The 25934-nt window shown below is 63.9% G+C and carries 25 protein-coding genes; 13 read left to right on the top strand and 12 right to left on the bottom strand.

The window, feature by feature from the left end; all coding sequences use genetic code 11:
• Nucleotides 1–142 precede the first annotated feature (142 nt).
• The gene (locus CHB97_RS08290) at nt 143–1216 is read left to right on the top strand and encodes a Glu/Leu/Phe/Val dehydrogenase (RefSeq protein WP_089287499.1); all 1074 of its coding nucleotides are present in this window, start codon (nt 143–145) and stop codon (nt 1214–1216) included.
• Nucleotides 1217–1307: 91 nt separating this feature from the next.
• On the opposite strand, the gene CHB97_RS08285 is transcribed toward CHB97_RS08290, so the two are convergent.
• Nucleotides 1308–3377: a sensor histidine kinase gene (locus CHB97_RS08285; RefSeq protein ID WP_143270790.1), complete on the bottom strand. Its 2070-nt coding sequence runs from the start codon at nt 3375–3377 to the stop codon at nt 1308–1310.
• 183 nt (nt 3378–3560) lie between these two features.
• Between CHB97_RS08285 and trpA the strand changes: the two genes are divergently transcribed.
• From trpA to CHB97_RS08260, 5 genes are read left to right on the top strand one after another with little or no spacing between them, the layout of a single operon-like run.
• Nucleotides 3561–4418, top strand: a complete 858-nt coding sequence (gene trpA / locus CHB97_RS08280) for a tryptophan synthase subunit alpha (RefSeq protein WP_089287747.1) — start codon at nt 3561–3563, stop codon at nt 4416–4418.
• A gap of 23 nt (nt 4419–4441) precedes the next feature.
• Nucleotides 4442–4981, top strand: coding sequence for a hypothetical protein (locus tag CHB97_RS08275; RefSeq protein WP_089287497.1), 540 nt, complete (start codon nt 4442–4444; stop codon nt 4979–4981).
• A complete protein-coding gene (locus CHB97_RS08270) occupies nt 4978–5433 on the top strand; it encodes a hypothetical protein (protein ID WP_089287496.1) in 456 nt (151 codons plus the stop codon). The genes CHB97_RS08275 and CHB97_RS08270 overlap by 4 nt, the downstream gene beginning before the upstream one ends.
• Complete coding sequence (gene accD / locus CHB97_RS08265) at nt 5430–6377, top strand: acetyl-CoA carboxylase, carboxyltransferase subunit beta (RefSeq protein WP_089287495.1); 948 nt, start codon at nt 5430–5432, stop codon at nt 6375–6377. Before CHB97_RS08270 ends, accD begins: the two co-directional genes overlap by 4 nt.
• Complete coding sequence (locus tag CHB97_RS08260) at nt 6374–7702, top strand: folylpolyglutamate synthase/dihydrofolate synthase family protein (RefSeq protein ID WP_089287494.1); 1329 nt, start codon at nt 6374–6376, stop codon at nt 7700–7702. The genes accD and CHB97_RS08260 overlap by 4 nt, the downstream gene beginning before the upstream one ends.
• 46 nt (nt 7703–7748) lie before the next feature.
• On the opposite strand, the gene CHB97_RS08255 is transcribed toward CHB97_RS08260, so the two are convergent.
• Together CHB97_RS08255 and trxA are read right to left on the bottom strand one after the other, a co-directional pair.
• A complete protein-coding gene (locus tag CHB97_RS08255; RefSeq protein WP_089287493.1) occupies nt 7749–9230 on the bottom strand; it encodes a pyruvate kinase in 1482 nt (493 codons plus the stop codon).
• Between the two features lie 156 nt (nt 9231–9386).
• Nucleotides 9387–9710 carry a thioredoxin TrxA gene (gene trxA / locus CHB97_RS08250; RefSeq protein ID WP_089287492.1) on the bottom strand — a complete coding sequence of 108 codons (324 nt, stop codon included), beginning with the start codon at nt 9708–9710 and terminating at the stop codon, nt 9387–9389.
• 247 nt (nt 9711–9957) lie between these two features.
• Here trxA and CHB97_RS08245 point away from each other — a divergent pair, with 247 nt between their 5' ends.
• Nucleotides 9958–11100, top strand: coding sequence for a hypothetical protein (locus tag CHB97_RS08245; RefSeq protein WP_143270788.1), 1143 nt, complete (start codon nt 9958–9960; stop codon nt 11098–11100).
• 8 nt (nt 11101–11108) lie between these two features.
• Nucleotides 11109–12512, top strand: coding sequence for a hypothetical protein (locus CHB97_RS08240; protein WP_089287490.1), 1404 nt, complete (start codon nt 11109–11111; stop codon nt 12510–12512).
• Between the two features lie 17 nt (nt 12513–12529).
• On the opposite strand, the gene CHB97_RS25860 is transcribed toward CHB97_RS08240, so the two are convergent.
• The gene (locus CHB97_RS25860; protein ID WP_143270786.1) at nt 12530–12853 is read right to left on the bottom strand and encodes a hypothetical protein; all 324 of its coding nucleotides are present in this window, start codon (nt 12851–12853) and stop codon (nt 12530–12532) included.
• A gap of 13 nt (nt 12854–12866) precedes the next feature.
• Entirely contained in the window at nt 12867–13271 is a 405-nt protein-coding gene (locus tag CHB97_RS25855) for a hypothetical protein (RefSeq protein ID WP_143270784.1), read from the bottom strand.
• A 112-nt stretch (nt 13272–13383) separates the two neighbouring features.
• Here CHB97_RS25855 and fumC point away from each other — a divergent pair, with 112 nt between their 5' ends.
• The gene (gene fumC, locus CHB97_RS08235) at nt 13384–14778 is read left to right on the top strand and encodes a class II fumarate hydratase (RefSeq protein ID WP_089287489.1); all 1395 of its coding nucleotides are present in this window, start codon (nt 13384–13386) and stop codon (nt 14776–14778) included.
• A gap of 7 nt (nt 14779–14785) precedes the next feature.
• Here the strand turns inward: fumC and CHB97_RS08230 are convergent, their stop codons facing one another.
• The 3 genes from CHB97_RS08230 to CHB97_RS08220 form a co-directional block, all read right to left on the bottom strand.
• A complete protein-coding gene (locus CHB97_RS08230; RefSeq protein WP_089287488.1) occupies nt 14786–15331 on the bottom strand; it encodes a hypothetical protein in 546 nt (181 codons plus the stop codon).
• Nucleotides 15332–15571: 240 nt separating this feature from the next.
• Complete coding sequence (locus CHB97_RS08225) at nt 15572–16075, bottom strand: thermonuclease family protein (protein ID WP_089287487.1); 504 nt, start codon at nt 16073–16075, stop codon at nt 15572–15574.
• Nucleotides 16076–16233: 158 nt separating this feature from the next.
• On the bottom strand, nt 16234–16413 hold the full coding sequence (locus CHB97_RS08220) for a DUF1674 domain-containing protein (RefSeq protein ID WP_089287486.1): 180 nt from the start codon (nt 16411–16413) through the stop codon (nt 16234–16236).
• Nucleotides 16414–16563: 150 nt separating this feature from the next.
• On the opposite strand from CHB97_RS08220, the gene htpX reads away from it, so the two are divergent.
• Nucleotides 16564–17490 carry a zinc metalloprotease HtpX gene (gene htpX, locus CHB97_RS08215; protein ID WP_089287485.1) on the top strand — a complete coding sequence of 309 codons (927 nt, stop codon included), beginning with the start codon at nt 16564–16566 and terminating at the stop codon, nt 17488–17490.
• A gap of 161 nt (nt 17491–17651) precedes the next feature.
• Here htpX and CHB97_RS08210 read toward each other — a convergent pair whose 3' ends face one another.
• Nucleotides 17652–18533 carry a ribose-phosphate diphosphokinase gene (locus tag CHB97_RS08210; protein ID WP_089287484.1) on the bottom strand — a complete coding sequence of 294 codons (882 nt, stop codon included), beginning with the start codon at nt 18531–18533 and terminating at the stop codon, nt 17652–17654.
• A 299-nt stretch (nt 18534–18832) separates the two neighbouring features.
• On the opposite strand from CHB97_RS08210, the gene CHB97_RS08205 reads away from it, so the two are divergent.
• Nucleotides 18833–19798, top strand: a complete 966-nt coding sequence (locus CHB97_RS08205) for a protein phosphatase CheZ (RefSeq protein ID WP_160105682.1) — start codon at nt 18833–18835, stop codon at nt 19796–19798.
• A gap of 9 nt (nt 19799–19807) precedes the next feature.
• Complete coding sequence (locus CHB97_RS08200; RefSeq protein WP_089287482.1) at nt 19808–21082, top strand: pentapeptide repeat-containing protein; 1275 nt, start codon at nt 19808–19810, stop codon at nt 21080–21082.
• A 460-nt stretch (nt 21083–21542) separates the two neighbouring features.
• Here the strand turns inward: CHB97_RS08200 and CHB97_RS26330 are convergent, their stop codons facing one another.
• The gene (locus CHB97_RS26330; RefSeq protein WP_160105680.1) at nt 21543–21776 is read right to left on the bottom strand and encodes a type II toxin-antitoxin system prevent-host-death family antitoxin; all 234 of its coding nucleotides are present in this window, start codon (nt 21774–21776) and stop codon (nt 21543–21545) included.
• An 82-nt stretch (nt 21777–21858) separates the two neighbouring features.
• Here CHB97_RS26330 and CHB97_RS26325 point away from each other — a divergent pair, with 82 nt between their 5' ends.
• Nucleotides 21859–22140 carry a type II toxin-antitoxin system ParD family antitoxin gene (locus CHB97_RS26325; protein WP_160105678.1) on the top strand — a complete coding sequence of 94 codons (282 nt, stop codon included), beginning with the start codon at nt 21859–21861 and terminating at the stop codon, nt 22138–22140.
• Between the two features lie 37 nt (nt 22141–22177).
• Here CHB97_RS26325 and CHB97_RS25850 read toward each other — a convergent pair whose 3' ends face one another.
• Together CHB97_RS25850 and metH are read right to left on the bottom strand one after the other, a co-directional pair.
• A complete protein-coding gene (locus CHB97_RS25850; RefSeq protein ID WP_143270779.1) occupies nt 22178–22930 on the bottom strand; it encodes a trypsin-like peptidase domain-containing protein in 753 nt (250 codons plus the stop codon).
• Between the two features lie 274 nt (nt 22931–23204).
• Entirely contained in the window at nt 23205–25889 is a 2685-nt protein-coding gene (metH, locus tag CHB97_RS08185) for a methionine synthase (RefSeq protein ID WP_089287479.1), read from the bottom strand.
• Nucleotides 25890–25934 lie beyond the last annotated feature (45 nt).

The raw sequence follows: 25934 nt of genomic DNA, 5'->3' as shown, positions 1-25934 counted from the left end.
CGGCGGTTGGGCGGTCGAAACGTGCATTCAGCCCCCCAACAACGAAATCGACCCCGGACCTCTCCCGGGCCTAGACTTGGCCTTGCCGACCGGTCGTGAAAGACCGGCACTGACAGGGCTTTGCGGGCTGGAGATTCCGACAATGCTGTTTGATTTCCCCGACTTTGATCATCATGAACTGGTGCTGTTCGGCCGCGATGCCGACAGCGGCCTGTCGGCGATCATCGCCGTGCATTCCACGGCGCTGGGGCCGGCCTGCGGCGGCTGCCGCATGTGGCCCTATGCCAGCGAAGCCGACGCGGTGAAGGATGTGCTGCGCCTGTCGCGCGGCATGAGCTACAAGAATGCCATGGCCGGCCTGCCGCTGGGCGGCGGCAAATCCGTCATCATCGGTGACAGCCGCAAGGACAAGTCCGAAGCGCTGTTCCGCGCCTTCGGCCGGGTGGTGGAAAGCCTGGGCGGCCGCTATATCGCCGCCGAAGATGTGGGCATCAGCGTGGCCGACGTGATGCAGATGGGCCAGACCACTCGCCATGTGGCCGGCCTGTCCAGCGGCCATGATGCCAGCGGCGATCCCTCGCCCTTCACCGCCTATGGCGTCTATCTGGGCATCAAGGCCGCCGTGCGGCACAAGCTGGGCAGCGACAGCCTGAAGGGCGTGCGCGTGGCCGTGCAGGGGCTGGGCAATGTCGGTTCCAACCTGCTGCGCCGGCTGGCCGAAGAAGGTGCGGTGCTGACCGTGGCCGACATCCATGCCGATGCCGTGCAGCGCGCGGTGGACCAGTTCGGCGCCACGGCCGTGGCCGCCGACCATATCCATGCGGCCGAGGTTGATGTCTATGCCCCGTGCGCGCTGGGCGCGGTGCTGAACCCGGTCAGCCTGGGTGAGCTGAAGGCCAAGGTGGTGGCCGGCGGGGCCAATAACCAGCTGGCCACGGCGGAAATCGGCGAGGCGCTGCGCCAGGCCGGCATCCTCTATGCGCCGGACTATGTCATCAATGGTGGCGGCATCATCAATGTCTCGGCCGAGGTGACGCAATCCTATGACAAGGATGACGTGCTGCGGCAGGTGGAGCGCATTCCCGTCACCCTGACGGAAATTTTCCGCCGCGCCGACCGTGACAACCGCCCCACCAGCGATGTGGCGGATGAGATGGCGCGGGAAATTCTGACGGCTGCCAAGCAGGGCAAGGACGCCAAGCGCGTCGCCGCCTGAGGGGACATGAAATCTCCTTTGATCGGTCACGGTCAAGGGAGATTGAAATTAAAGAAAAAGGGGTGCGGGGCTTGGCTCTGCACCTCTTTTTTCATGCCTCCGTCAATGGCAGGGTCAGGTGGCATTTCAGGCCGGTTTCGGCCCATTCCATCTCCATCTTGCCGCCCAGCTGGTGGCGCAACACCTGGCCCAGCAGGGTGGAGCCGAAGCCCTTATGATCGGGCGGGGCGGTTACTTTCGGGCCGCCATGTTCTTCCCAATGCAGGTTCAGCACCTGGCGCTGCACCGACCAGCGCACGCTGATATAGCCATCGTCGGCCGACAGGGCGCCATGCTTGGCGGCATTGGTGGCCAGCTCATGGAAGGTCAGGCCCAGCGACTGCACCAGATCGGCCCCCAGCTGAACGGCCGGGCCGGACAGCACCAGCCGGCCCGGCCCTTCGACAAAGCCGTTCAGCTCATCCTCCAGCAGCCGTTTCAGGTCGGCCCCCGACCAGGATGCCTGGGCCAGCAGGCTGTGGGACCGCGCCAGGGAGGAGATGCGGCCTTCCACGGCGCGGGTGAATTCGGCAATGCTGTCCCCCTTGCTCAACCGCACCACGGCCTGGGCCACGGCGAGGGCGTTCTTGGCCCGGTGATCCACCTCCCGCATCAGCAGGCGCTGACGATCCTCCGCCTCGTACCGGGCGGTGACATCGACGATGGTCGCAGTGCAGCCGATGACCTGCCCGCCCGGATCGCGGATGGCGGCGGCATTGACCGATAATACCTGCCGTGCGCCGGTGCGCGGGTCACGCACCGTATATTCCATCTCGCTGATCGTCTCCCCCGCCAGGGCGCGGGCCACGGGATGGTCCGGCCCGGCCAGGGGCTTCCCGTCGGGCAGGGCGGCCTGCCACAGGGGTGCATCATGGCTGAGGCCGGCCAGCTCCTCCTTTGACATGCCGAAAATGCGCTCACCCGCCACATTGATGTCGGTGATAATGCCGCTGGCATTATATTCTACCACCCCCACCGGGATGGTGGCGACCAGCCGGCTCAACCGTTCCTCGCTGCGGCGCAGATCGGTCAGGGCGGAATGCAGGTGGTCGGTACGCTCCGCCACCCGGCTTTCCAAGGCGCTGTTGGCCTTGCGCAGGTCCGTCTGGGCCTGTTCGGCCTGTTTGGTCTGCCGCATGGCGATGGCCGCCAGCGGCAATAACAGCATGGTGGCCACCAGGGCGAAGCCGATATGGCCGAGCGCCGATTGCAGCCACACCTCATCCAGATGGTCCTGCGACAGCCCATAGATCACCTTAACCGGCAGCCGGTCCACCCCGGCGACGGCGTAATAGCGCCGCACACCGTCAAAGGGGGAGGCGACATTAAACAGCCGGTCGCCCACGGCACCCGACGCTTCTGCCTGTCCGGCCTGTGCCAGCAGGGTGGCGACCATGGGCAGTCCCAGCTCCGCCGCCATGGTCGCCGGGTGACGCGCCAGCACGGTGCCGTCATCCAGCACCAGCATCACCTCCGTCCCCGGCATCAGGGCGACGGAGGCATAGAAGCTTTCAAAATAGCCGGGGCGCAGCGAAACCTGCGCCACCCCCTGGAAGGAGCCGTCGCGCCCCTCGATCCGCTGGCTGATGGGAAAGAAGATTTCCGGATGAATGCGCCCGATCATCCGGGGACCGATATAAGGACCGCTCTGCTGATCGACATGGAAACTGAAATAGGGCCGGTCGGCGACATTCAGCGATTGGCTGGGCCAGCGCAGGGTATTGATCCGCACCTCCCCCTTGGCATCCACCAGCCAGTAGGATTGCACCTCCGGCGCTTCCGTCGCCATGTGGCGCAGCCAGTCATACAGCGACGGTGTCGCCGCCATCTTGTCCCAGCCGTCGTTCTGGAAGACCCATTCGGCATTCTTCAGGATCAGGGCATGGGTGCCGATCACCTTGGCGGCATGTTCGGCCAGCTGCCGTGCCCCGGCCCGCGCGTCGGCGGCGGCGCGGTCCATCACCCGGTCGCGGCCCACCACCAGTTCCATGCCGAACAGGGCCATGGCGATCAGCAAGGCGGAGACCGCAAGCCAGATCACCGCCCGCGACGGGGCCGTATCCAGAATGCGGGGAGAGGGGGAGGAGGAAGGATTGGCTTCCTCGGCGGTTTGTGTCGGCACGATGCGGGTTGACCAGTCCTGTCGACGAAACAACTGAGGGACGTTATCGATTGCGTGGAGCACAAGCAATCATTCCATGCAGAATGTTACCCCTGGCACCTGCCCGCGCATATTGGCCGATTGTCTCCGAAGGGAGCGGGGGGTATGGTGCGCCGCCTTTTCGTGACAACCGAAGCCAGCGCCATGACCCCTGTTGCCCCCGCCCGTGAAGCCGATTCCGGCCGCATCAACCGCCGCTTCGCCCGGCTGAAGCAGGAGGGACGGGCCGGCCTCGTCACCTTCATCACCGCCGGTGACCCGGATCACGACACCAGCCTCGCCATCCTGAAGGGGCTGCCGGGGGCCGGTGCCGATGTGATCGAACTGGGGATGCCCTTCACCGATCCCATGGCCGACGGCCCGGCCATCCAGGCCGCCGGCCTGCGCGCGCTGAACAATGGCGCCCGCATGACCCGCACGCTGGCCATGGTGCGCGATTTCCGTGCCCAGGATGATGAAACGCCGATCGTGTTGATGGGTTACTACAACCCCATCTACAGCTATGGCGTCGACACGTTCCTGGCCGATGCCCGCGCCGCCGGGGTGGATGGGCTGATCGTTGTCGATCTGCCGCCGGAAGAAGATGGCGAGCTGTGCGAACCGGCCCTGAAGGCCGGCGTGAATTTTATCCGCCTGACCACGCCCACCACCGATGATGCCCGTCTGCCGGCCGTGCTCGCCAATACATCGGGTTTTGTCTATTACGTCTCCGTCACCGGCATCACCGGGGCCGGCAGCGCCAGCAGTGCGGCGATTGAGGAGGCGGTGACCCGCCTGCGCCGCCATACCGATCTGCCGCTGGCCGTGGGCTTCGGCATCTCCACACCGGAGGCCGCTGCTGCCGTCGCCCGCGTGGCCGATGCCGCCGTGGTGGGCAGCGCCATTGTGCGCAAGATCGAAACCGGCCTGGATGGCGACGGGAAGCCGGGTGCCACTCTGGTGGGTGATGTGTTAGGATTCGTCGAAACGCTGGCCCAGGGGGTGCGCAACGCCCGCATCTGACGGCACCAGCCGCGAGGTGTGTCATGGTCTATGCGTTCGAGATTGGTGATGACCTGCCCGATCCGCCCACCCGGGCGGGGGTGGAGGCAGATCTGGCCGACTGGAAAGCCCGGCTGGATCGCTTGATGGCGAATATCTGCCTTTGGGCGGGGGACTTTCCCGGCGTGCTGTGCGAACGGGGAAGCGTTGCCAAGATCGAACGCAAGATGCAGATGGTCGGGCTGACCAAGCCGGTTGAGCTGCCCGCCTTGCTGCTCCGCCGGCTTGTGACACAGTCGGTCCGTCCCCTGCCCGTGGATCAGCGCACCGACTATACGGTGCGGCAGGGCCTTCCCGGGCGTATTCTCCGCCACGAGGCCACCCTTTCCATCACGCCGGATGCGCGTTGGGTGATGGGTACGCGGGGGCAGGTCTGGATACGGTCGGACAAGATTTTTGATACGATCGCGGATATTGGCACCCCGGAACAGCCGGATTGGCGTCTGATCCGCCGCGCTGACCCGGAACATCTCATCCCCTTCACCCGGGATGTGCTGCATGACTTGCTGGGGCGTCTTCAGTGACGCTTTTCAGTGATATCCTGTTCGCCCACGCCGTTGCGGACCAGGCAATGTTCGATCAGATCAGGCAGGCGCTGAATGCGGGCGATAATGCCCGCCTTCAGGAACTGAACCTGATGTCGGAGGTTAATGACAATGCTTATTGCTTCCTGCTGTTCGCCCGATTTGAGGCGGCCATCAAGGCGCGCTCACAGCAGGTAATCAGTGCAATGCGTTGTCAGGCGCAAGGCCCCGAAAGACGGGCGTGGGATGTGGTCAGTCATGACGGCTTATACTTCCTGAACCACGTCGCCTTATTGACGGACAAGGGTGGTTCGGATTACCGAGACATCCAAGAGCTCTATAAGGACCGCAACGCCATTGCCCACGGCAGGTTTGCCGAAACCAAGCCGAACGTGCCCGCGATTGCGGCCAAACTCAGCGGGATACTCTCCCGCCTTGAAGGTATCCCATGAACTGGCTGACTAACTTCGTCAAACCCAAGATCCAGGCCCTCGTTGCGAAGAAGGAGGTTCCGGACAATCTTTGGCATAAGTGCCCCTCCTGCGGCGCGATGATCTTCCATCGTGATCTGGAAGAGAACCTGCATGTCTGCCAGCATTGCGGCCACCATATGCGGCTGGACCCGGCCCGCCGGCTGAAGATGCTGTTCGATCCGGGCTATCAGACGATTGAACTGCCCAAGGTGCTGGTCGATCCGCTGAAATTCCGCGACCAGAAGCGCTATACCGACCGGCTGAAGGAAGCCCAGTCCAAGACCAACCGGCAGGACGCCATCGTCGTCGCCCATGGCAAAATTGACGGCCAGGGTGCCGTGGCCGCCGTGTTCGACTTTAATTTCATGGGCGGTTCCATGGGCATGGCGGTGGGTGAGGGGCTGTTGGCCGCCGCCAAGCTGGCCGTGCTGCAGCAGGTGCCGCTGATCGCCATTCCGGCATCGGGTGGCGCGCGGATGCAGGAAGCCATCCTGTCGCTGATGCAGATGCCGCGCACCATCATCGCCGTGGAAATGGTGAAGGAAGCCGGCCTGCCCTATATCGTGGTGCTGACCGACCCCACCACCGGCGGGGTGACGGCCAGCTTTGCCATGCTGGGCGACATCCATATGGCGGAGCCGGGCGCCCAGATCGGTTTTGCCGGCGCCCGCGTCATTGAAAGCACCATCCGGGAGACGCTGCCGGAAGGGTTCCAGCGCTCCGAATATCTGCTGGACCATGGCATGGTCGATATGGTGGTGCATCGCAAGGAGCTGCGGGAAACCCTGGCCCGCGTCATCGATCTGCTGCGCCGGCCGGGGCCGGGGGCGGAGATTGTGCGGATGCCGCGCGGCGACGGGCCGGATCGCGGCGGGCCGTCCCGCAAGCCGGTCAGCATCAAGGGTGGTGCCGGCGCGCGATGATCAAGGCCGCCCCCATCGTGCCGGGCTCCCCCCGGCTGGAGGCGGTGCTGGAGCGGATGCGCCTCCTGCACCCCAAGGTGATCGACCTGTCGCTGGGCCGGATCGAGGGGCTGCTGGCCAAGCTGGGCAACCCGGAGCGCCGGCTGCCGCCCATCGTGCATGTGGCCGGCACCAACGGCAAGGGCAGCACCGTTGCCTTCCTGCGCGCCATGGCAGAGGCAGCGGGCAAACGGGTGCATGTGTATACGTCCCCGCATCTGGTGCATTTTCACGAGCGTATCCGGCTGGCCGGCCATTTCATTGCCGATGACCGGCTGGCCGACCTGCTGGAGCGGATCGAGCAGGTCAATGGCGGCGATCCGATCACTTTTTTTGAGATCACCACCGCCGCCGCCTTCCTGGCCTTTGCCGAGGAACCGGCCGACCTGCTGCTGCTGGAGGTGGGGCTGGGCGGCCGCCTGGACGCCACCAATGTGATCACGGCCCCCGCCGTCTCGGTGCTGACCCGCATCTCCATGGATCATATGCAGTTCCTGGGAGAGACGATTGGGGCCATCGCGGCGGAGAAGGCGGGCATCATCAAGCCCGGCTGTCCGGCCGTGGCCGGGCCGCAGGCCGATCCGGCGGTGACAGGTGTTTTCCAGGCTACTGCCGAAGCCGCCGGTGCCCCCCTGGCACTGGCCGGGCGGGACTGGCGGGCGGAACCGCTGGGCGACAGCGGCTGGCGCTACAGCGATGCCCAGGGCACGCTGGACCTGCCCTTGCCGGCGCTGCCCGGTGCGCATCAGATCGACAATGCCGGCACGGCCATTGCCGCCACCCGCCATCTGCCCTTTGCCGTTCCCGCGGCGGCCATCCGCCAGGGGCTGGCGGCGGTGGAATGGCCGGCCCGACTGCAACGCCTGCGCCGGGGGCCGCTGGTGGAACTGCTGCCGGCGGGGTGGGAGCTGCATCTGGATGGCGGCCATAATGACAGTGCCGGGCAGGTACTGGCCCGCCATCTGGCCGCCTGGACGGCCGATGGCCGCAGGTTGGACCTGATTTTCGGCATGTTGGGCAGCAAGCGCCCGCTGGATTTCCTGGCCCCGCTGGCTCCTTATGTGCGCCGCCTGCGCGCCGTTGCCATTCCGGGGGAGACTGCCAGCGTGACGGCCGATGATGCCGCCGCCCTGGCCCGGCAGGCGGGGATGCAGGCATCATCCTGTCCGGATGTGGCCGCTGCGGTGACGGAACTGGCCGCCCTGGGGGCGGGGGAACCGCCGGCACGGCTGCTGATCTGTGGCTCGCTCTATCTGGCCGGAACGGTGCTGGCGCAGAACGGCTGAGGAAGGCGGGCGCGTGGGGGAGACCCCCTTTGCGCCCGCCTGTCGATCACCAGGATTTCAGCGGCCGCAGCACCGGTGTCTTTTTCAGCAGATGCCCATCCATGCTGCCCAGCAGCCGGTCCAGCAGGGACACGGCGGCGCCCACGGCCGGGCCCTTGTTCAGCATCACGCATTCCGCCCGCGCGGCCATGGCGGCATCCGTCATCTCCCCGCGCGACGGCACGCCGGATTTCACCAGATCCTCCAGCACCTGGGTGGCCCAGATCACCGGCACGGCCGCCGCCTCGCAGATCCAGAGGATTTCTTCCTGCATTTCCGCCAGCCGTTCAAAGCCGATTTCCGCCGCCAGATCGCCGCGCGCGATCATCACGCCAAAGGGACGGTCGCGGCCGGCGCGGGCGATCAGGTCGGGCAGGTTGCGCACGGCGTCCGGCCGCTCGATTTTGGCCACCAGTCCCAAGGGTGTTGCCCGCGCCGGCAGCTGGGCCAGCGCCGCTTCCAGCAGGTCAATATCCTCCGGCCGGGAGACGAAGGAATAGCCGATCATGTCCGCACATTCGATCACGGCGGCCAGGTCGCGCTCATCCTTGGCGGTCAGGGGTGACAGGCCCAGGGCGGTGTCGGGCAGGTTCAGGCCTTTTTCCGGCTTGGGCTTCAGCCCGCCTTCCTTCACCCGGCCGACCCGCACCAGGGCTGCCCCTTCCCGGACCGCCTCCACCAGACCTTCCAGCTTGCCATCATCGTACAGCACGCGGTCGCCCACGGCGACGCGGTTGACGATTTCCGGCAGGGAGACGGCGATGGCATAACCGTCACCGGGCGGCAGCGGCGCCCCTTCCACGGTCAGCCACAGGCTGTCGCCGGCCCGCAGCTTGCCCTTCTCCGGGGTGGCGACCAGATCGCCGGTGCGGATCTTCGGCCCGGCAATATCCATCAGGATGCGGATGGGCCGACCGACATCCAGGCTGGCCGCCCGTACATGGGCGGCCATGCTGTGCCAGGCGGTGGCATCATCATGGGCGCAGTTGATACGGGCGCAATCCATGCCCAGCCGGGCCAGTTCCAGTACCATGTCGGCGTCTGCGGCTGCCTCGCTGGGCAGCGTGACCATGATGCGGCAGCGGCGATGCGTGTGGGCCGGGCCAAACAGCCCTTCCGTTGCCACTGCCAGCGCCTGCTCCCCGGCAAAGAATTGCCCCTCCGTTGGCAACAGAAGGGATGAGGGCGCCCCCTGCATCCCGGCCAGTGCCACCAGCACGGCATCCAGCGTTGGCAGCACCCGGCTTTCCAGCCGGCCCAGCGACGACAGGCCGAATCGCATCAGCCGGCGCTGCAACGGCCGCAGGTCATGATGGCGCAAGGCCAGATAATGGGCCAGATTGGCCAGCGGGCTTTCCGCTGTCGGCTGGCCCAGGCGGGCCAGGAATGGGGCCGCCCCTTCCAGAAGGGTGGCGCGCAGGGCCGCCATTTCTGCCAACAATCCTGCCAGTTCCAGGCTGTCCCGGCTGGTCGGCTGACCGTCATCCATGTCGCTGCTCCCCTTGGGCGAAGATGGGGGCAGCATAGACGCGGCCTGTTACGCGGCTATGACCTGTCGCAAACAGCCAAAGAAAAGGGCTGGTTTCCCTTTGTGGAAACCAGCCCTCGCCGCCTTATCAACGGTCATGAATGATGACCGTTGATATCAGATATTATCGGCAATCCAGTTCTGCAGCTGGGTCTTCGGCAGGGCGCCGATCTTGGTGGCGGCAACCTGACCATCCTTGAACAGCATCAAGGTGGGGATGCCGCGCACGCCATAGCGGCCCGGGGTCATCGGGTTATCATCAATGTTCAGCTTGGCGATGGTCACCTTGTCGCCCAGGGCGGCGGCAATGTCATCCAGGGCGGGGGCGATCTGCTTGCAGGGGCCACACCATTCAGCCCAGAAATCAACCAGCACCGGCCCGGACGCCTTCAGGACATCGGCTTCGAAGCTGGCATCGGTGATTTTGATCGGGGTCGTCATCATATCCTCGGCGGATTCGGGTTCTCTGCGGCCGGTCGGCCGCCTCTCGACATGAAATGTAGGCAGTGCCCTGACCCCTGGTCAAGCTGAACGGGCGCGCACGGCTGCACTGCGGCCAGCGGAGGGCGGTTGGAGGGAAAGCGAAGAGCGCCAGAGGAGAAGACTGACATATTACCCTGAATATGAAATATTAATCGACTGAATGCAGTGCTAAAATCCTGGACAGTGATGTTGGGTGGCGGGCGCGATGACAGATGAGAGTGGTATCGCGCGGAATGCGCGGCTGGTGTCGGGCGATCAGCAGCCGGCAACCTTTCAGGAAAGGGGGATTTCCGTCCCCTTCACTACACCTTTGCTCAGCCAGGCCCGGTTACGCCGGGATGGCGACAATCGTTTTGAATTTCTGCTGCCCAATTTCACGGCAAGCAAGGGCAATTATGTCATGCCGATGAAGGGCCTTTCCTCGGTGATGACGCTGACGGTGCATGACCGTATCCTGTTTGAACAGATTGAGGCGCTGGAAAGCCATTCGCCGGAGCAGGTGCGCCAAGCTGTGCTGACCGTACAGGCCACCGGCATCTGCGGGCCGGATGCGGCGGCCCGCGCGGCGGAACTGCTGGAACTGGACAGCCAGTATCTGGTGTTGACTCAGTTCATCCTGGTCACCGAACTGCTGAAGCTGGTGGGGATCGGGGCGGCCGACCTGCTGCGTCCGAGCATGAGCACGGAAGACAGGAAGCGCATGGCCCGGGTGGCCCTGGCCAAGGTGGCCGGCATGGTCGGCATCGCCCCTGACGAGCTGGCCAACCGGGTGGATGAGCTGGGGGCGGTGGTGGCCCCAGTGGGCCTGTCCCAATGTCCCCGGCCGGGCCGGCTGCGCATTCTGGCCCTTCGGCTGGAGGCTTTTGCGTCGGAGTTGACGGAATGGGCGGAAGGGGACGGGTCGGAGGCGGCGCCCCTGGGTGCCCATTGTGCCGCCCTGGTGCGACAGACATTGGCCCAGGTGCAACAGCGGATCGGCCGCCTGGATGTCCTCTGCCGCGACCCGATGCAGATCGTGCATGATGCTTCCCGCCTTCGGCAAGAAGTGGCCGATCAGGTCGGGCGGGTCGCCTGGCTGCTGGATGGCTGGGATTTCCTGCTGATTCTCTGGGATAATGTTCGCCATGGCACCCCGTCGGCCAAACGCGAACTGTTGGGTGAGCTTTCCTACATGATCCCCGCCATCCCGCGGGAGGAGATTGGCCCCGTCCTGACGGCAACCGCCGATATTGAGACAATCAACCGGCTGCAGCGCCGCTGGGTCCGGGGCAGCCAGGATATGGGCACCGGCGTGCTGGATCTTGAGGCGGTCATGCGGATTGAAGCTTTCAAAGCGGCGATGGCGTGAGGGTGGGGATGGCAGCGATCAACCGGCCCCCGCAATCGGGCCAGGAGCAGGCGACGGGAAATGCTGGCGGCGGCGACTGGATGGCGCTGATGGGCGATGCCAGTCGCCTGTCGGATGCCAAACTGCTGCAAATTTACCGCCTGCTGGATCAGGTCGGCGACAAGCCGGAGATCAGCAGCGTGTTCGCCGCCATCCGGCCACGTCTGGCCAATCTGCGGCCACCGCGCCGCCAGACAGCTTGCCGTCTGTTTTTTCGCCCGGTGGAAGACCTGCTGGATGATCAGGAAAATTACAGCCGCCGTCTGGGCCGCATCAGCCGCAGCACGCTGACCCCCTGCTGGCGGGCGCTGAAGGACCGGATACCGGCGGCCCTGCAACAGCAGGTGCAGCAGGCGGTAAGCCGGATTGACCCCAATGATGGGGAACTGCTGGCCAATCTCTGCGATCCGTTATGGCAGACCGGTGCCGAAATCCTGGGCTGGGTGCTGGCGGAATGCGATGCCAACCTGAAACAGAAAGTGGCCCTGTTCGGTCGTGACGATGATGTGATCCGCCAGCTGGAGGTGATCAAGGAAATCGTCAGCATCGCGGCACCGGTGGAAAAGCTGAAATCCACCCTGCCGCCCCGCCCCATTGCCACCCTGTCGGAAAGTCATCTGGAAACCCTGCGCAAGGTGTTGCTGGACATGGGCCGGGATGATGTGCGCCAGACCATGCCTTTGGTGCGCGTGCTGTCATCACGGATGCAGCGGCCGGGTGATCTGCTGCGCCTGCTGGGTGACCTGCGGCTGGGCGGCCCCCCGCAGGAGAAGGAGGTGATGACGCGGGAAATGTCCGGCTATGTCGTCGGCAATCTGCTGCGCCAGACCAGCGGTCTCGCCTCTGACAGCCTGGTTCCGCGGCAGGAGGAACTGGATGGGCTGGCCATTGTGGCGGAGCGGCTGGCCGATGGCCTGGGCTCCATCCACGATATGGTGCAGGGGATGCGGGACAAGGAATTGTCCGCCAAGATGCAGACAGCACGGGGGGAAGTGGCCCAATTCGTGCTGAAGAATGTCTGTGACAAGGTCAGTACAGCGGCGATTGACGCGGTTTTCCCAAGCGATGGCCGGGCCGCCGACATTGACACCATCAAGAAGGCCGAACAGCAGGTATTGGCCCTGCGCCGCGCCTCCCGGATGGCGGGGGCGCTGGGCATTCAGAAGGAAGTCTCCAACCGCATCACCGATATCAGGCGGCGGCTGGAACAGCAGACCAACGCCGCCTTGCGCAAGATCCCCCGTAACCGCGACGGTACCCTGTCACCGGAAGGCGCCCGCCATATGTTCAACAGCCTGCGTTTGGTGGAAATCGTCGCCGGATCAGAAGAGGCGGCGCGACTGTACAAGGAATGGCACCGGCAATATTGGTAAGATTATTCCACTGTTGATCATTCGATGATCTGGGTAATTATGCCAATGCCGACAACACGATGTCCTTCCTGGATATACCATTGCCGACCGGGATAAATTTCCGTTACAAGATCTTTATTGAACAAAAATGATACAAGTATTTCCATCTGTTGTTCTGGATGCAGGCTTACTCCTTCTGGGACGTTAATTTGCCCGATATGCATGTTAGTATTGTTTTTGTTGAAAAAATTATGATTAGGTCTGTAATTTCCCACTATTGGGTTAACTTTGCCGCTTTCCTCTGACGAAAATAAATGGATCAACGCTTTTACATTTATTAATATTTCGCTCTCTCCGGGCATTTGGTGATTTCCTTCAAAACGGCATTTGAATCCCTACAGTCAGTCCTTTGCCGACCACATGCACGCGGCTGGATACGTCGCCCGGGTTTTTCGGCGGAGGCCTGAAGGGATTGCCGGTTTGCCTTTGCGGTAGCAACTCCGGTTCAGCTGGTGTCAGGGCCAAGGCAGGGGCTTGCAGCGTCTGCGGCAGCGTTTTATGGCGTGAAGGTGCTGCTGCGGCTTTCTTCTCCTTTACCTTGCCAGCCTGAATCATCGGCTTGCTACGCTCGGTCTTCAGGCGAAATTGGGCCAGCCCACCCTGCGGCTGTGCGTCGGCCAACGCCCAAACCGGGTTTGCGCAGAGCCAGCCGGCGCAGCATAATGCCAGCCAGCGGTTGCGGCTACTGCTCCCCTGATAGTTTCCCACCTGGCCGCGCATCGGAATTGCCCCTCCCATCGCACCATCAGATTCCCATATGAATGACGCGGCGGCAATGCCCCCGGTTCCCGCCCGACGCCCATCGCTGCATAATTTTCGAGGAGCAGGCCCCATGGCCGCCACTATCCGCATCGAAACTGACAGTTTTGGCCCGATTGAGGTGCCGGCAGACCGTTACTGGGGCGCGCAGACCCAGCGGTCGCTGCAGAATTTCAAGATCGGCGGGGAGCAGATGCCCAAGCCGCTGATCCGCGCCCTGGGCATTGCCAAGAAGGCGGCCGCCCGCGCCAATGTCGCGCTCGGTACGTTAGACACGAAGCTGGGCCAGGCCATTGCCGCCGCGGCGGAGGAGGTGATCGATGGCAGCCTGGATGACCATTTCCCCCTGGTCGTCTGGCAGACCGGGTCCGGCACCCAGACCAACATGAATGCCAATGAGGTGATCTCCAACCGTGCCATCGAGATGCTGGGCGGGGAGATGGGCTCGAAAAAGCCGATCCACCCCAATGATCATGTCAATCGCGGCCAAAGCTCCAACGACACTTTCCCCAGCGCCATGCATATCGCGGCGGCGGAGCAGTTCCACCATGAACTGATCCCGGCGCTGGAGCAGTTGCAGGCCGCACTGGCGGCCAAGGCGGCGGAATTCAGCGCCATCGTCAAGATCGGCCGCACGCATCTTCAGGATGCCACGCCGATGACGCTGGGCCAGGAATTCTCCGGCTATGCCCAGCAGCTGGCCTATGGGGTGGAACGGGCCAGGGCGGCCCTGCCGGCCCTGCTGCGGCTGGCCCAGGGCGGCACGGCGGTGGGCACCGGCCTGAATGCGGCCGTCGGCTTTGATGCCGCCTTTGCGGCGGAAGTGGCCGATATCACCGGCCTGCCCTTCGTCACCGCCCCCAACAAGTTTGAGGCTTTAGCCGCCCATGACAGCATCGTGGAAGCGTCGGGCGTGCTGAACACGCTGGCCGTCTCCTTGATGAAGATCGCCAATGATATCCGCCTGCTGGGCAGCGGCCCGCGCAGCGGCATCGGGGAGATCAGCCTGCCGGAGAATGAGCCGGGCAGCTCCATCATGCCCGGCAAGGTGAACCCCACCCAGTCGGAAGCCATGACCATGGTCTGCGCCCAGGTGATGGGCAACCATGTCACCATCACCCATGCCGGCGCCACCGGCCATTTTGAGCTGAATGTCTTCAAGCCGGTGCTGATCTATAACCTGTTGCAGTCGGTGCGGCTGATCGCCGATGCCAGCCGCAGCTTTGCCGAGAATTGTGTGGTCGGCATCACCGCCAATACCGACCGCATCGCCAAGCTGATGAGCGAGAGCCTGATGCTGGTCACGGCATTGAACCCGCATATTGGCTACGACAATGCCGCCAAGATCGCCAAGAAGGCGCATCATGAGGGGACGACGCTGCTGGAGGCCGGGCTGGCGCTGGGCCTGCTGACGGAGGAACAGTTCCAGCAATGGGTCGTGCCGGCCCAGATGGTGCATCCGGGCTGACCCCCGGTCAGGGGGAGGCCACCGGTGCGGCCGCCCCCACACCCGGCAGCACATCAAAGCCGCTGGGGAACAGCTGTTTGGCCACATCGGCCACCAGAAAGCGGAAACTCGCCTGTTGCGGGCCGGTTTCCCCAACGGTCTGGTCCCGCGCGCTGGCGCGGGGCTTGTTATTTTCGCAGAAGGCCGCCACCAGATGGGTGGTGCTACGCAGATCCTTCAACTTGGCCGGCGGGGCCGGCAATGTCTGGGCCTGGGCGGCGGTGCAGAGATTGCCCGTTGCCACCTCTTCCGCGCCGCGATGGAACAACAGCACCATCCGATAGCGCCCATCGCGCTGATAGCCGTCGGCGCGGGTGAAATTGCGCGCCGGGTCCAGCAGATCGGGCGGCAGCGCGGCCAGCACGTCGCGGCGGAACTGTTCAGGCGGGATATCCGTCGGGCCGCCCCGTACCTCCAGCGAGAAACCGGGATCAGGCGGTTGGTCGGCGGTTTGCGCCCGGGCGGGGCCTGTCAACGTGATGGCGACGAGGGCGGTCAGCAGAATTCTGGACAAGGCGAAAGGCCTCCACGGGTTCGCACCAGGGATGGTTATCCGCGTCAAGAACGCGCCATCGCCTGGATCGTTCCCTGTGGATTCATACTCTGTTGCCTTGATCAGAACCTATAGGTTCTGATCAAGGCCCTCAAACGCCGGCGCCAACATCCGTTGGCTTGGCTTCACGCGGCACGTGCCGCGCGGCGGCGGTCGCCGCCGTACCAAGTTGCGATGCGTTCTGCTCATCGCAACTTGGTATCAGCCTTCCTCATCCTGCGCCGCGCTGGTACCAGCGTCGGCCACCCCGCACCAGGGCTGGCGCTTGCCGCCATTATAGGCGCGGGCAGCGCCGGCGCGGATCAGCGCCTCTGACAGGTCGGTGCCATCGGCCAGCCGCACCTGCGCCCGCACCCTTCCGCCATATTTGTCATAGACGACATTATACAGCGTGATGGTGCCCTTGCCCTGATCCACCATGGCGTCGCGCACCAGCCCGGCCAGCTTGTCCTTGGCGGCGCGGGCCATGGTCTTTTCAGTGGCGCAGGTGGAACGGCTTTCCGGTGTGTCGATCCCTTCCAGCCGCACCCGCGTCACCACCTCCTGGTCTAACCAGACGGTGACGCGCACGGCCAGCGTATCGCCATCCACCACCTCCACCACCCGCGCCTCCACCGGCCCGTTCAGGCGCGGGGCAGCCAAACTGGCGCCGGGCAAAGCCAGCGCCAGGGCAAACAGGGTGGTGGGAAGCCAGCGGGGGAACACGGGGGATGCGGCCTTGGGTGCAGGATATCACTGCCCCAAACCTACCGCATTATGCGCCGCCACAGAAGCGATTTTGAGATCATTATCCTAAAGTGCATACAAGAGGGGACGATCATCCCCCTCATGCATACAAGTAGGTACAGATACAACCGGGAAGGTTAGAAGTCGCTGCACCGACCGTTCACTTCCCAATCGCCATAGCGGGTCGGCTCCGGTCCCTCGCGCCCGCCAATTTCACCGGGCGGCTGCTGGATGGCGGCGGGCCGGGCGGGCGGCGGCGTGTTTTCTGCCGTTGGCGTGGCCGCGCCGGTGGTCTTTTCCTGATTCTTTTCCGTCATGGTCCGGGCCTTTCAGTCTGGTCTGCTGTTGATATGGCGCGGCCCCGCCATTCTGCCAAGCCTTGATGGAACGGGTGCGGCATTCCCATATCTCAAGCAACGGGGCGGTGATCCGCCCTTCTAATGACGGCGCAGAGCCGGAGGAGAGAGATGAGCGGCTATTTCCGTACCGCAATGTTGTTGGCGGGTCTGACCGGCCTGTTCCTGGCGGTCGGATTTATGCTAGGCGGCCAGGGCGGCATGATGATCGCCTTGGGTCTGGCGCTGGCCACCAACCTGTTCGCCTATTGGAATGCGGACAGGATGGTGCTGGGCATGTATGGTGCGCGCGAGGTGGATGCCGCCAGCGCCCCGCAATTTTTCGGCATGGTGCAGCGGCTGGCGCAGCGCGCCGGGCTGCCCATGCCGCGCGTCTTCGTTATCGACAATGACCAGCCCAACGCCTTTGCCACCGGCCGCAACCCGGAAAATGCCGCCGTGGCCGCCACCACCGGCCTGCTGGAGCGGTTGAGCCCGGAGGAGGTGGCGGGCGTGATGGCGCATGAGCTGGCGCATATCAAGAACCGCGACACGCTGATCATGACCATCACCGCCACGCTGGCGGGTGCCTTGTCCATGCTGGCCAATTTCGGTCTGTTCTTTGGCGGGCATGATAACCGCAACAACCCGCTGGGCATTGTCGGGTCCATCCTGGTGGCCATTCTGGCACCGCTGGGTGCCATGCTGGTGCAGATGGCCATCAGCCGGTCGCGCGAATATGAGGCCGACCGTATCGGCGCTGAAATCTGCGGTCGGCCCGACTGGCTGGCCGACGCGCTGGAAGGCATCCATGACGGGGCGCGGCTGGTGCCCAACGTGGCGGCGGAAAATAACCCCGCCACCGCCCATATGTTCATCATCAACCCGCTGCATGGGCGCGGGGTGGACAGCCTGTTTTCCACCCATCCCAGCACGGCCGAGCGGGTGGGCCGTTTGCGGGCCATGGTGACGGGCAGCAGCCCCTTCGGCCCCCGCCGGTCCGGCGGCAGCGTGCCCGGTGCCGGCGGTGGCAGCCGCCGGCCGGGGCCGTGGGGGTAACCTATACCAATCTCCCTTGATCATGACCGATCAAGGGAGATTTCGCGTTCCCTCAGGCGCCGGGCGCCGCCATCCGGCGGCTTGGCTCGCGGCGCATGGGCGCCGGGCCGGCGGTCGCCGGCCTCCAATCCGCCAAGGGTCAAGCCCTCGGCGGATTGGTATTATACCGTTACGAGGCTTTCTGCGATCAGCTCAGACAGGCCGATGGCGTTGGTGGGGTGGGGGATGCCGTCGGCGGATACCACCGTGTCAATGCCTGCCGCTTGAAAGGCCGCCATCCGTTCCATCGGGAACACGGCATGGACGGTGGCGGCCAGCACGCGGGCGGCGCCATGGGCATAGGCCACCTTGGCCGCATCGATCAGGGTGCTGCCGGAACTGACAATATCATCGACGAACAGCACGGTGCGGCCGGTCAGGTCGGTGCCATCAGGCAGACCAACGGAGACATCATGGTCGCCGCGCCGCACCTTCAGCCCCACCAGCGGCTGCGCGCCGGCAGCCTGGGCGGCACCCTGCACCAGATGCGCCGATTCCTCATCCGGCCCCAGAATCACCCAACTGGCATCCGCCCCCTGGCTGCGGGCCCAGTCGCCCAGCAGGGGACCGGCCGTCAGGGCGGCACAGCGGCTGCCGGGGAACACCTCCCCCAGATCATGGGTGCGGTGCAGGTGGGGATCGACGGTGACGATACAGTCGAACAGGCCCCCCAGCCAGCGCCCCATGATGCGCTGGCTGACCACCTCGCCGGGGTTGAACTCAATATCCTGGCGCATATAGGCCAGATAGGGGGCCACCAGCGTCAGCTCCGTACAGCCGCGCTCCCGCAGGGCGCCGGCCAGCAATTGCAGCTCCACCAGCTTGTCATTGGGTTGATTGAGCGAACGGACGATGATGGCCCGCGTCGGGGCTGCCTCCAGCCGCACCAGGCTTTCGCCATCGGGGAAACGATGCAGGGCCGCCTGATGCAGCGGCAGGGCCAGCGCCTCGGCCAGCCGGGTCGCCAGCATTTCCCCTTCTGGAAAGCCGATCAATATTTCCATCGCGTCGTTCCTCAGTAAATCCTTTGCCCAGCCTGTGGCTGGTGACGATTTCTTTATCGCTTGCAGGGTACACCGGCCTTGCGACGGATCAAATCACCTCTGTGAGGTCCGCCAACACTTGTTGGTGGCGCGGCGGGGTGAAAGGATTTATCCCGGTATCGATCATATGCTTTAGGATATACCGGTTTCGCTGGTCTTTGCGTGTGCCCCCGGTGACGTTGCAAGGGAGTGTCATGTATGATCAACGTTACACCGGAATGGCGGCAAGGGGTGGGCCCATGATCGGGCTTGGAGGCGTAATGGATCCGTTGGAGCTTTCCGAGAAGGAATACACGGCGCTGGAGGAAGCGCTGCTGGCTTCCGCCCGGGGGCGCGCCTTCCTGCGTATGCGTGACCGCCAGACCCGCATTGTCGCCCAGGATGACTGGCGGGCCCTGCTGGGCCAGATGACGGAGCAGGTGGCGCGCCTGTCCCAGGCGGGCACGCCGGCCGCCGTGGCCGATACCCAGAGCCCGCATCTGCACATCATGCGGGAGGAGTTGAAGCAGCTTTCCAACTATATCGAACAGACGCGCCAGGAAATCGCCCAGCTTCGCCCCATGGATGCCGGTGCCAACCGCATCATGGCCGCCACCAACGAGCTGGATGCCATCGTCACCGCCACCGAACGCGCCACCTCCGACATTCTCAACGCGACGGAGCGGATACAGGCGCTGGTCGCCCGCCTGCCATCCAGCGACATTACCAACGATATCGATGCCCAGACAATCGAGATCATGACCGCCTGCTCCTTCCAGGACATTACCGGTCAGCGCACCACCAAGGTCGTCAACACCCTGCGCTATATCGAGCAGCGGGTGAATACGATGATCGAGATCTGGGGCGTGGAAGATACCGATGCCGGCGCCAAGAAGCTTGGTGCCGACGGGTTGATCGCGCTGCGCCCCGATGATGACCGGCCGGACAAGCATCTGCTGCACGGCCCGGCGCTGGAGGCGGTGAGCCAGGCCAATATCGATGCCCTGTTCGACAGCCTGGATTCCGGCCCGCCGGCTGCCGCTGGCGGGGACATGACCTCCATGGATGATTGGGGCCTGACAGAGGAGGAGATGGCACCGCCCCCTCCACCGCCGCCGCCTCCACCTCCTCCTCCCCCGCCGCCACCGCCGCCGCCCCCTCCACCACCACCTCCTCCTCCCCCACCGCCGCCGCCCTCTTCGGGGGGAACGGTTTCACAAGCTGATATCGACGCCTTGTTCGGATAAGCAAAGCCCATGGGAACAGATGCCAATCATGTCGCCCCCCGCGTGCGCCTGACCCAGGCGCAACTGGATCGTGCGTGCGAACGGCATCTGGCCTACCTATCCGGCATAGCGGGGGGCGCCAAGCTCAGCCTGCCTTTCTTTGACCTGTCGGGCATGTCCTTCAATGGGCGCAACCTGACCAATGCCAACCTGTCGGGCGCCATCCTGCGCCGCACCAGCTTTATCGGGGCCAAGCTGGATTATGCCGACCTGTTTGGCTGTGACCTCAGCGAGGCGGACCTCAGCCGTGCCCAACTGCACCGGACGGATTTGCGGGCGGCGACGCTGCGCGGGGCCGTGTTGACCGGCGCGCGCATGGTGGAATGCGATCTGCGGGATGGCGCCATGGCCAGCGCCACCCGCACCGATTTTCGCATTCTGGGGATGGAGATCGGGCCGGCCGATATCAGCGCCGCCGTGATGGTGGATGCCGATCTGACCCGGGCGCGCCTGACCGGCTCCACCGCGCGCGCGACCGATTTTTCCGGTGCCGTGATGACCGGCGCGCAACTGACCCGGCTGGACCTGCGCGATGCCAAGCTGGTGCGGGCCAATCTGGATGGGGCCGATCTGGCCGATGCCGATCTGCGCGGCGCCAATCTGGCCGGGGCCAAGGTGCGGGCGGAGGCGCTGGCCGCCTCCATCCGCACCGACGCCGATGCGCGCCGCCGGGAGGCCCCGACGGAACCGGTGGAAGAGGCGGCCTATGAGCCGGAACCCCCGGCCCCCGCCATCACCCGCCCCGGCCCGGAACAGCTGGAGGCGATGCTGGCCGCCCATGCGCAATGGGTGGGCAGCGCCGGCCGCACCGGACAGCAATTGGATATCAGCGGCCAGGATTTGTCCGGCATGGACCTGTCCGGCCGGGTGCTGACCCTGATGAAGGCCAATAATACCCGCCTGCGCGGGGCGGACCTGCGGGGCGCCCAGATGCAGGCGGTGCAGATGTCGGGCGTGGATTTGCGCTCCAGCGATCTGCGCTTTGCCGATCTGCGGGGTGCGGTGATGGACCGCGCCAACCTGATCGACGCCAATCTGGAACGGGCCGACCTGTCCATGCTGAAAACCGCGCGCGGGCATGAGGTGCGCACCTCCCTGGTCCGCGCCCGGCTGGCCGCCGCCATCTTCCGCCAGGCCAAGCTGGTGGGGGTGAATTTCAGCGGCGCCGACCTGACCGGCGTGGTGCTGGACGGCGCCGACACCACCGGCATGATGCTGGACGGCGCCCGCGGCTTGCAGCCCTGAGCGGCAGCGCGGGCCGGGATGCCCGGCCCTACGCAACACTACGCAACAGATAAACGCTTTGTGTTGCGTGGGGGGCGTGTGGGGGAGGGGTGTGTTTTCAAGGCGTTGCGGGTTTTGGGCCGGAGTGGGGGTGCACACCTGCTCCGAATGAATGCCGCTGCGGGTTGTGTGCTGGCGGTGGCTGGGCTTGCTGGCCCTGCGCAACACTACGCAACAGAAAAACGCTTTGTGTTGCGTGGGGCGGGTGTGGGGGAGGGGTGTTTTTTCAAGGGGTTGCGGGTTTTTGGCCGGAGTAGGGGTGCGCACCTGCTCCGAATGAATGCCGCTGCGGGCTCTGTGCTGGGGGTGGCTGGGCAGCGGCATGGCGGTGGCCGGCGGGTGGTTTTAGGGAATTAAATCCTATATTGGGGCGGTTGGTTTGGCAAGGCGTGCCTGCCACAGTTGGGGGGCACACGGGGGTTCAGGGATGCCCCTCCCAAAGGGCAAGCTCTTCTGCTTCCAAGGGTTCCAGAAAGTTGGGGGCGTCGCCCAGTTCCCCTTGCAGGATGCCGATCTTGAACCCGTTATGGGGTTTGGAGGCCAACGGCGCGATGGGCGTACAGTCCTTGGCGATGGCCGCCCTGCCACCCTGCACCGCTGGTTCGGTGGGCAGGGGTGGGGTGGCGGCGGCGCTGGCAGGAGGATGTTCTGGCATGATGGGGGCACCGCGCCGGGGATTGGGAAGCGGGATGGCCCTATGCTATCTTATTGCCCGTCACTCTGCGGAGGAAATTGCGATGGCTCTGTCAGCAACACGGTCCGTGCCGGTGCCCGAGGATATGGGCAGCTTCGTGGACGATCTGGTGGCGCGCGGGGATTATGCCGACGCGGCGGATGTTATCCGGGCGGGCCTTCAGGCCCTGCGCGACCGTGAAGACACGGTTGAACAATGGCTGCGCGACGAGGTGGCCCCGACATTTGATGCGATGAAGGCCAACCCGGCGCGGGGTATTGGGGCCGGTGAGGTGGAAGCGGCGATATTGGCGCATCATGGCAGGCGGGCGAAGGCGTCGGCGTGAAGCGGGTTATTATCTATGCGCCGGAAGCGCAGGTGGATTAACAAACTTGGATAAATCCTCTGTTTATCAGATCAATCACTCGGACTTTTTTCTCCGGTTGATCAGCGATGATGCATTTCGGAAGCAGAAGGGTGGATATTAATTTAATGTCTGCATAATAGCTAACATCTTCTTGTCCAGAAAAGCTTGAAAGACAAACGCCAAATACTCCTTCAGAGGAATCATCAAACACTGGACCGCCGCTAGTTCCGCCGGCAAGATTAATTGTTCCTCTGTAACATGGGAATGGAAGCATTACGCGATCTCTTCCTATGGAGTGAAAATCTTCTAATGTTCCTCTGTAGATGTTTGGCTTGAAATCCATCATGGTCTTACCATTTGCTTGTTTTATTTGGCTATCCGGATAAGAAAACGTCCAAATATTTTTACCCATAGCCTGACATGAGAATTTTAATTTGAGGGCGTGGTTTTTTAACAGCCCCTTTTGCGGGTGAGCCATATTTTCCCCTACCAATACACAGATATCTGCAATGTCATGTGAGACAACATTTAAAATTGGGCGCATAACATAATTATTGCTGTCCATAAAATTGCAAATAACTGGTATGCCGCCTTGCTCGGATATCTCATTCACAACATGGCGAGCACAAATATAAATCCCATTATCTGTTATAGAAAATGCTGTTCCCAGAAGTTTAAAATCAGATCCAACTAAGACCAGCACTGGAAATACCGAATTTTTCCATGTATTTTCAGAATTTAACATTGGATTTTTCCCTTCTGCCATCATAAATTATGCTAACGCGTGTCAATTTGCATATTACGCTTTCAATATGCCATTCTACAATCAGGTGAGCAAGGCGAGCGTGGGGGTGAGCCATGTGGCGCGCAGACGCGCGCACTGGATCCCGGCCTTCGCCGGGATGACGGGAAAAGAAGGGAACGCGCGGATGGTGGCATTCAACGCCGCCATTGCCATCTGTGCCGGGATGACGGGCAAAGACGGGAATCAGCGGATGCGGAGAATGGGTGCGTGATGGCGGGCGGGAGGCGCAACGCCCCCCTTACGCCGCCGTCACCGCTGCCCGGTCCTCGGTGCCCGGTTCATAATTCAGGTTGGGGGCCAGCCAGCGTTCCATGTCGGGCAGGCTCATGCCCTTACGCTGGGCATAGTCGGCCACCTGATCGCGTTCCACCTTGGCCACGCCGAAATATTTGGCATCCGGATGGGCGAAGTACCAGCCCGACACGGCGGCGGTCGGCATCATGGCGAAGCTTTCCGTCAGGGTGATGCCGGCTTGCTCCGTGGCGCCCAACAGGCGGAACAGGGTGGATTTTTCCGTATGATCGGGGCAGGCGGGATAGCCGGGCGCCGGACGGATGCCGCGATAGGCCTCGGCAATCAACTGCTCGTTGGTCAAGCTTTCGCCTGCCGCATAACCCCACAGCTCGGTCCGCACCCGTTCATGCAGGCGCTCGGCAAAGGCTTCGGCCAGGCGGTCGCCCAGGGCCTTCAGCAGGATGGCGCTGTAATCATCGTGTGCCGCCTCAAACGCCTTGGCGCGTTCTTCCAGCCCATGGCCCGCCGTGACGGCAAAACCGCCCACCCAATCGGCCAGACCGCTGGATTTCGGCGCCACATAATCGGACAGGCAGAGATGGGCGCGGTCGCGGCCGGGGTCGCGGGCCATCTGCTGGCGCAGCATATGCAGCCGTTCCAGCACCGTGCCCCGGCCTTCATCCGTGTACAGCTCAATATCATCGCCCACGGCATTCGCGGGCCAGAAGCCGACAACGCCGCGCGCCGTCAACCATTTCTCCCCGACAATCCGCTGCAACATGGCCTGAGCATCGGCCCAGAGGGCGCGGGCGCTCTCGCCCACCTTCGCATCGTCCAGGATGGCGGGGAAATTGCCGTGCAGTTCCCAGGCCTGGAAGAAGGGCTTCCAGTCAATCCGGGCCACCAGTTCGGCCAGATCGTAATCCTCCAGCACCGTCAGGCCGGGCTTCAGCGGCTGCGGCGGCTGGTAGCTGGCCCAATCCAGCTTCAGCGCATTGGCGCGGGCCTGAGCCAGGGGCAGGCGGGCGCGGGTCAACTGGTTGCGGGCGTGCGCCTCCCGCATCGCCGCGTAATCGGCCTTGATGCCAGCGATATAGCCGGGGCCGTTATCGGCATGAAGCAGGTTCTGCGCCACGCCCACGGCGCGGCTGGCATCCAGCACATGCACCACCGGCCCGTCATAGTTGGGGTCGATCTTGACGGCGGTATGCACCTTGGACGTGGTGGCCCCGCCGATCAGCAGCGGCATTTTCAGGCCCAGGCGCTGCATTTCGCGGGCCACGAACACCATTTCATCCAGCGACGGGGTGATCAGGCCGGACAGGCCGATAATGTTGCAGCGATGCGCCTTGGCCTCATCCAGGATTTTCGCGGCGGGGACCATGACGCCCAGATCCACCACCTCAAAATTATTGCATTGCAGCACGACGCCGACAATGTTCTTGCCGATATCATGCACGTCGCCCTTCACCGTGGCCATCAGCACGCGACCGGCCGGTTCGGACTTGCCGCCTTCCTTCTCCGCCTCAATATAGGGCAGCAGCCAGGCGACGGCCTTTTTCATCACGCGGGCGGATTTCACCACCTGGGGCAGGAACATCTTGCCCGCGCCGAACAGGTCGCCCACCACATTCATGCCATCCATCAACGGGCCTTCGATGACATGCAGGGGCCGGGTGGCGGCCAGCCGCGCCTGCTCCACATCCTCGTTGATGAATTCGTCAATGCCATGCACCAGGGCGTGGGCCAGCCGTTCGTTCACCGGCAGTGACCGCCAGGACAGGTCGGCGGCCTTCTTCTTCTCCCCGCCCTTATACTTGTCCGCCACCTCCAGCAGCCGGTCGGTGGCGTCTTCCCGGCGGTTGAGGATGACATCCTCCACCCGCTCGCGCAGTTCTTCCGGGATATCGTCGTACACCGGCAGTTCGCCGGCATTGACGATGCCCATATCCATCCCCGCCGGGATGGCGTGATAGAGGAAGACCGAATGCATCGCCGCGCGCACGGTGTTGTTGCCGCGGAAGCTGAAGGAGACGTTGGAGAGACCGCCGGAAATATGCGCGCCGGGGCAGGTGCGGCGGATATCGCGTGTCGCCTCAATAAAGTCGACGGCGTAGTTATTATGTTCCTCAATGCCGGTGGCGACGGCGAAGATGTTGGGATCGAAGATGATATCTTCCGGCGGGAAGCCGACCTTGTTCACCAGCACATCATAGGAACGCTTGCAGATTTCCAGCTTGCGGGCGCGGGTGTCGGCCTGGCCCTTCTCATCAAACGCCATCACCACCACGGCAGCACCATAGCGGCGGATCTTCTTGGCCTGGGCGACGAACAGATCTTCGCCTTCCTTCAGGCTGATGGAATTGACGATGGCCTTGCCCTGGACATTCTTCAACCCGGCCTCGATGACGCTCCATTTCGAGCTGTCGATCATCACCGGCACGCGGGCAATGTCCGGTTCCGAGGCGATCAGGCGCAGGAAGCGGACCATCGCCGCCTCGCTGTCCAGCATCGCCTCGTCCATGTTGATGTCGATCACCTGGGCGCCGTTGGCCACCTGCTCCCGCGCGACATCCAGCGCGGCCTCATACTGTCCCTCCAGCACCAGTTTCTTGAACTTGGCCGAGCCGGTGACGTTGGTACGCTCGCCAATATTGACGAAACTGGCGGTGCGGGGGGCGTTGGTCATGGCGGCGGCTCGGGGGTTGGGGGCGGTGGCGTCAGGAAACGGGGC

The sequence above is a fragment of the Azospirillum sp. RU38E genome, assembly GCF_900188385.1.
In the GTDB taxonomy this organism is placed as follows: domain Bacteria; phylum Pseudomonadota; class Alphaproteobacteria; order Azospirillales; family Azospirillaceae; genus Niveispirillum.
Note: the sequence above shows the minus strand (reverse complement) of the source record. Positions and strands in the feature narration are given on the sequence as shown.

Coding starts and splice junctions, on each gene's coding strand:
- CHB97_RS08290 (WP_089287499.1), top strand. CDS start 143: ATGCTGTTTGATTTCCCCGACTTTGATCATCATGAACTGGTGCTGTTC.
- CHB97_RS25850 (WP_143270779.1), bottom strand. CDS start 22,930: ATGATGGCAGAAGGGAAAAATCCAATGTTAAATTCTGAAAATACATGG.
- CHB97_RS08200 (WP_089287482.1), top strand. CDS start 19,808: ATGGGAACAGATGCCAATCATGTCGCCCCCCGCGTGCGCCTGACCCAG.
- CHB97_RS25860 (WP_143270786.1), bottom strand. CDS start 12,853: ATGCCCGGAGAGAGCGAAATATTAATAAATGTAAAAGCGTTGATCCAT.
- accD (WP_089287495.1), top strand. CDS start 5,430: ATGAACTGGCTGACTAACTTCGTCAAACCCAAGATCCAGGCCCTCGTT.
- CHB97_RS08245 (WP_143270788.1), top strand. CDS start 9,958: ATGACAGATGAGAGTGGTATCGCGCGGAATGCGCGGCTGGTGTCGGGC.
- CHB97_RS08260 (WP_089287494.1), top strand. CDS start 6,374: ATGATCAAGGCCGCCCCCATCGTGCCGGGCTCCCCCCGGCTGGAGGCG.
- CHB97_RS26330 (WP_160105680.1), bottom strand. CDS start 21,776: ATGCCAGAACATCCTCCTGCCAGCGCCGCCGCCACCCCACCCCTGCCC.
- fumC (WP_089287489.1), top strand. CDS start 13,384: ATGGCCGCCACTATCCGCATCGAAACTGACAGTTTTGGCCCGATTGAG.
- CHB97_RS25855 (WP_143270784.1), bottom strand. CDS start 13,271: ATGCGCGGCCAGGTGGGAAACTATCAGGGGAGCAGTAGCCGCAACCGC.
- CHB97_RS26325 (WP_160105678.1), top strand. CDS start 21,859: ATGGCTCTGTCAGCAACACGGTCCGTGCCGGTGCCCGAGGATATGGGC.
- CHB97_RS08255 (WP_089287493.1), bottom strand. CDS start 9,230: ATGGATGACGGTCAGCCGACCAGCCGGGACAGCCTGGAACTGGCAGGA.
- trxA (WP_089287492.1), bottom strand. CDS start 9,710: ATGACGACCCCGATCAAAATCACCGATGCCAGCTTCGAAGCCGATGTC.
- CHB97_RS08240 (WP_089287490.1), top strand. CDS start 11,109: ATGGCAGCGATCAACCGGCCCCCGCAATCGGGCCAGGAGCAGGCGACG.
- trpA (WP_089287747.1), top strand. CDS start 3,561: ATGACCCCTGTTGCCCCCGCCCGTGAAGCCGATTCCGGCCGCATCAAC.
- htpX (WP_089287485.1), top strand. CDS start 16,564: ATGAGCGGCTATTTCCGTACCGCAATGTTGTTGGCGGGTCTGACCGGC.
- metH (WP_089287479.1), bottom strand. CDS start 25,889: ATGACCAACGCCCCCCGCACCGCCAGTTTCGTCAATATTGGCGAGCGT.
- CHB97_RS08275 (WP_089287497.1), top strand. CDS start 4,442: ATGGTCTATGCGTTCGAGATTGGTGATGACCTGCCCGATCCGCCCACC.
- CHB97_RS08220 (WP_089287486.1), bottom strand. CDS start 16,413: ATGACGGAAAAGAATCAGGAAAAGACCACCGGCGCGGCCACGCCAACG.
- CHB97_RS08210 (WP_089287484.1), bottom strand. CDS start 18,533: ATGGAAATATTGATCGGCTTTCCAGAAGGGGAAATGCTGGCGACCCGG.
- CHB97_RS08205 (WP_160105682.1), top strand. CDS start 18,833: ATGGATCCGTTGGAGCTTTCCGAGAAGGAATACACGGCGCTGGAGGAA.